This is a genomic window from Bacillus cereus group sp. BfR-BA-01441 (assembly GCF_022663075.1).
In the GTDB taxonomy this organism is placed as follows: domain Bacteria; phylum Bacillota; class Bacilli; order Bacillales; family Bacillaceae_G; genus Bacillus_A; species Bacillus_A cereus.
Window position 1 is genome coordinate 1 of record NZ_JAKUEU010000165.1, and the last position, 4654, is coordinate 4654.

Here is a 4654-nt window from a genome sequence, read left to right on the forward strand (position 1 = left end):
TTCCTTCGGCTTTATTACTTCCTGTATCGTCGACATGAATGTCTTTGCCCATTGTGGTGCGTCCTCCTCACTTTTGGATTTTCTTTTAGGTTTCGGTTTTTCTTCTTCCTCATCGTCGTCGATGTCGTCCACTTCTTCCTCTTCAACTTTCTTTTTGGCGAAGAATTGTCCGTCCCCGAATCGTAATAGAAAGGGATTTTCTTCAATTGCTTTTAGCATGTCGTTCATGTATCTCACTCCTTAAAATAGAATGTATGTTCTGTATATGTATACTATAATACGAACGAACGTTCCGCATAACGTCACACGTGTGTCATTTTGGACAAATAAAAAAAGACTAGCTTGTCCGCTAGCCTTCTTTCTCTATTTCTAACAATCTTTTAACTATATACTCTTTTGATACAACAGACTTATCCATTTGCAATAACTCAATTATCAATTCATGTATCTTATCTTTCAATTGTCACACCCCTTTCAACAAATTTGAATTGAACGTGATTTGTGATGAAGTCGTTTGATTTTTCCTTTCTTTTCTAATTGTAACAAATAACGATGAGCTGTTTTATAACTAACATACAAACGATCACCTAGATCACGAACAGAAGGTGCAAAACCAAATTCTGAAATATACCCCTCAATGCATTCCATCGCTTCTTTTTCTCTTTCACTCAACATAATTATCCCCCTTAACCTCTTCTACTTGGTGTGACTTTAAGAAAGTTAATTGCGCTCTTTTTTCCCCGCTACCACGCTTATATGAAAGACCGTGTACATTTGTAAATCCCTTTTTCTCAAACATTTCAATAATTGCGTTCTTATCTTCTTTTTCTAGTGACATATCAATTTTTAATATTTCATTGCAAGTGTGACTTTGAACCCTCATGAAACATCACCTTCATAACTACCTGTCGGTGTATCGTGGAATTTAGCCAACTTCCACATTTCGTTTTCTAATTCTTCATCAGCCCAGTAACGCGGTGTTTTTGCATCATAAGATTCAAAGTGATGCGGAATACTTATATTTCTTATATAATCTATCAAACGTTTCTTTCTTCTTTTTAAGGCTATGTGTTTGGATTCAGAAACGGTTGCTTCTATGTCCTTGTTACCATTCAATACATAACCTAAAGATGCTCTTCTTATATAACTATCGTACAATTTGATTTTCTTTTCTCCATCTATTAAGGACATATAAAACTCTTCAAATTGTTTATAATCTAATGATCTAGCATCCTTTATAACACCTTTTGCTTTAGTCTTTTCGTAGAATTCGTGTATTTGTTCTAGCTCATTCCATTTGATCCCTAATTCCGAATACATCTTCTCTTGTAGGTAGATCCCCCTGCTGATCTTACCTTCCGGTAACCATTTTCCGTATTCATTACCAACTTTGTTTGGATTCATTTCTTTACTTGTCACAATAGCATCTGTATCAGTGTAATAAATATCCGCGCCGTTCGCCTTTTCTTCCATTAAATCTTTATATAATTTCACTCTCGCATAACTCGTTATATAAGCTGAAATATGCGGTTGAATTGTTTTTGATTGTGAAATGCTCTTATACATAATGTATTCTTGTTCTGAACCTTTGAATTTCGTATATTGTTTCTTTACATATATCGAACCTTCTGTTTTTCTTTTTTCTTCCTCTTCAATATTACAGTAGGATGTTTGAATCCTTCTCATAGCAAAACGTCCATAGAGTGCCGTTTGCATAAGTTTAGCAACTGCTCTTTTTCCGCCTGTACTTCCTTGTTTCAACTTTTCAAAGTACTCAATATAACCTTTAAATAATTTATCTTTTTTTGTCCAAAAATAAACTTCTTGAATATCCTCTATTACTACCCCGAATGATTCAGCCATCTTTAATTCTTCGAATGACCAAACACCCCATAAATAACCTGTTGGGAATAATAGTTTTCTAGAAAATTTAAAAGGTAGTGGTGGTATGTTTAGTTCTTCTGGTACATACAATTTCACAAGTGCAAAACCTGCTCCATTTTTACCACCGGATAACTTGTGACTCATATAAACTGTTTTCGGTTTCACTCTATCAGTTTTACGATGGATCGTATAATGACCGTACGGAATATCCATTGTCTTCATGATCGCCGGATACATACTTACTACATCATAATGATAAACATCTTCGGCAATTGGTTTGTATACTTCCGTTCTTCCTCCGTGATAACCAGCTCTCACTTGCTGTTCTAAATATTCTCCTTCAGCTCCAAAGTAATTAGTAGAAATTGCTTTCTTGTAATCTTCTTTGAAGAAATGTTGGAAAAATGTTTTCGCTAAAGATGCAACTGTCGGACAACTCGCAAAAACTTTGTCCGGTAAACCTACTAAATGAATTACTTCCATCAAAATATAATAAAGTGATTTACAATCCATTTCTAAATAATGAATTAGAACCGGATCATCAGAAGGTACCCTTTTGAAAAAGTCTTCCTTATCTTCATATCCATTTTCTTTCATATATTTTTCTAGATTAACTTTACTGTTATCAATAGATAGACCGAAATCCTCGCACAGATCTGCCAGTGAACCTAGTAACATTTTATAAGAATCATGAAAAACCATTCCGTTATTAGTTGTAAATTTTACGACTCTATTATTTATAAATAACGAATCGTTAAAATCAATTCTATCTATATCTAATAAATGTTGTAATATCTTCGATAAATCAAAATCTAAAAAATGAGTATAGATATGCAATTCATACTCTTGAAGTAGTGACTTTAAGTGTGTTAAGATGAAACTAACGTCAGTAGAGTGAAGAAATGATTCACCGTCAAATATCCCGATCTGGAAGACCTCTCCAAATCTTCCTCGGGTTTCAACGTCGAGTGTGACAAGTTTAAAAGGCTTGTCACTTTCTTTTTGTCTTTTTTGTCGTGACACTTCGAAAACCTCCTTAGTAGATCAGCCCGTGTATCCGCTCTGCAAATTCATTATTGAAATAATCAACTTCCGCTGCTAGATCAAGAACAAATTGTAATTTATCTTCTGGTTTATATAAAGCTGTCATCATAGTTGCGATCAACTTTAAAATAGGCAACCAATACCTACATTTCCCGCTATACACTTCACGCCAACCATCAGCATAATAATAGTTAGTTAATTCGATTTGTGATTTATCATCAACAATTTGTGGAGCGTCACAAGCCCCAGTAGGAATACCTAATCTATCATGTATAGTGGTTTGAATATGGCTTCTAAGCCCTTCCTCTCCATGAACACTATAAATGTGTTCTACTTGATCCCTTTGTCTATCCCATTCTTCTAATGAATGACCCTGCGTATCTGTCCAAAAAACATATAGAGCCTTCCCTTTATTCTTTTCCGCTCTCTTCCTTCTTTGTTCTTCTCTTTTCTTTTCCTTGGCGATCTCTTTCTTTATACGTTCAATTTCAGGAAGTAGTTTCTTCCATGAATTAAACTTAGTAGGTGAAAGCCCCCACTTTTTCGCTTCTGCTGATATAGCTCTAGCTCGTTCTCTATTCTTTACCTTTTGATTTACCTGTTTATAAACTACATCTAATTCACGACCTTTTAAACGCTTTGTATCTTTTTTAGAAATGCTAGAATTAGATAATAATAGACTTATCTTTTTCTTCTTTTCTAGTTTCTTCTTTAGACGTTTTTTAGCCATGATGAACACCACCTTCTTATAAATAAGAGAGGTGAATAATCACCCCATCTTACTAAACTACAAAACTTCACCTAACATCATTTCAAACGCTATTAACAACTCACTTCTTGACATAGAAACAACATGATACTCCTGATCCAAACCTTCAGAAATAGAATATAATCCATTATCCTTTTCTTCGAAAACCAAAGTGCGCCCTTCATTCTCAAGTACGAAACGTTTCCTTTGTAATGGCTTGTCCACAAATTTTCCTCCTATCTGTTGTTTCCGTTGTTATTTTGCGGTTTATCTAAAAATGTAACGTTTTCAGCAAGAACCTCAGTCACATATACCCTATCTCCATTTTGGGATTCATAGTTACGTGACTGAATCTCTCCACTGACTCCGACACGTTGACCTTTTTCTGTATAATTCGCCATATTTTCAGCTTGCTTTCTCCAAACAACGCAATTGATAAAATTGGAACCTCTTTCACCGTTAGTATCCGCAAATTTGCGTGGTACCGCCATTGTGAAAGTTGCCACCGCAACGCCGTTCGGTGTATAACGTAAATCCACATCTTTTGTTAAACGTCCAACTAGAGTAACATTATTCATCCGTCAAATATCCCCTTTTCTATTACTGTTTTTCCTTCTCCAAATAGGCTTTCAACTGTTCTTCAGATATACGAGTTAACCGACCCACTTTGTAAGACTCCAATTGCTCCTTCTTGATCCAGTTATGCACAGTTCTCTCGGATACCTTTAGTTGTGTTGCGACTTCTTTTATCGTGTAATATTGTTCCGACAAAAGATTCACCTACTTTCAGTTTGTTTCGGTTGTTTTCAACTTGATTCAGTTACATTCACATTATAAAACCTATTTTATAGTAATGTCAACCTGTTTAACCAAGTATTACCTACTTTCTATTATACGAACACACAAGCGTATTTTCAATAGAACATACGAACATACAAGCGGTTTTTCTGCATATGGAACGGAACGAATGTTCGGTCC

The 4654-nt window shown here is 35.0% G+C and carries 6 protein-coding genes and 2 pseudogenes; all 8 read right to left on the bottom strand.

Annotated features, from left to right (window positions below; genetic code table 11):
* Positions 1-228: pseudogene (locus MR107_RS29290) on the bottom strand (hypothetical protein); the annotation flags it as partial.
* Between the two features lie 246 nt (positions 229-474).
* Complete coding sequence (locus tag MR107_RS29295; protein WP_166696234.1) at positions 475-675, bottom strand: LexA family protein; 201 nt, start codon at positions 673-675, stop codon at positions 475-477.
* The gene (locus MR107_RS29300; RefSeq protein WP_166696232.1) at positions 665-883 is read right to left on the bottom strand and encodes a hypothetical protein; all 219 of its coding nucleotides are present in this window, start codon (positions 881-883) and stop codon (positions 665-667) included. Before MR107_RS29300 ends, MR107_RS29295 begins: the two co-directional genes overlap by 11 nt.
* A complete protein-coding gene (locus MR107_RS29305) occupies positions 880-2907 on the bottom strand; it encodes a DNA polymerase (protein ID WP_166696230.1) in 2028 nt (675 codons plus the stop codon). Before MR107_RS29305 ends, MR107_RS29300 begins: the two co-directional genes overlap by 4 nt.
* Positions 2908-2920: 13 nt before the next feature.
* Positions 2921-3658, bottom strand: coding sequence for a hypothetical protein (locus MR107_RS29310; protein ID WP_242293094.1), 738 nt, complete (start codon positions 3656-3658; stop codon positions 2921-2923).
* Between the two features lie 57 nt (positions 3659-3715).
* Positions 3716-3901, bottom strand: coding sequence for a hypothetical protein (locus MR107_RS29315; RefSeq protein WP_166696228.1), 186 nt, complete (start codon positions 3899-3901; stop codon positions 3716-3718).
* A gap of 14 nt (positions 3902-3915) precedes the next feature.
* Positions 3916-4254 (bottom strand): annotated as a pseudogene (gene ssb, locus MR107_RS29320) (single-stranded DNA-binding protein); the annotation flags it as partial.
* A 22-nt stretch (positions 4255-4276) separates the two neighbouring features.
* On the bottom strand, positions 4277-4456 hold the full coding sequence (locus tag MR107_RS31790) for a helix-turn-helix domain-containing protein (RefSeq protein WP_098829853.1): 180 nt from the start codon (positions 4454-4456) through the stop codon (positions 4277-4279).
* Between the last annotated feature and the right edge of the window lie 198 nt (positions 4457-4654).

Excerpts from the sequence above, each read along its gene's own strand:
- MR107_RS29310 (WP_242293094.1), bottom strand. The coding sequence starts at position 3,658 with ATGGCTAAAAAACGTCTAAAGAAGAAACTAGAAAAGAAGAAAAAGATA.
- MR107_RS29295 (WP_166696234.1), bottom strand. The coding sequence starts at position 675 with ATGTTGAGTGAAAGAGAAAAAGAAGCGATGGAATGCATTGAGGGGTAT.
- MR107_RS29300 (WP_166696232.1), bottom strand. The coding sequence starts at position 883 with ATGAGGGTTCAAAGTCACACTTGCAATGAAATATTAAAAATTGATATG.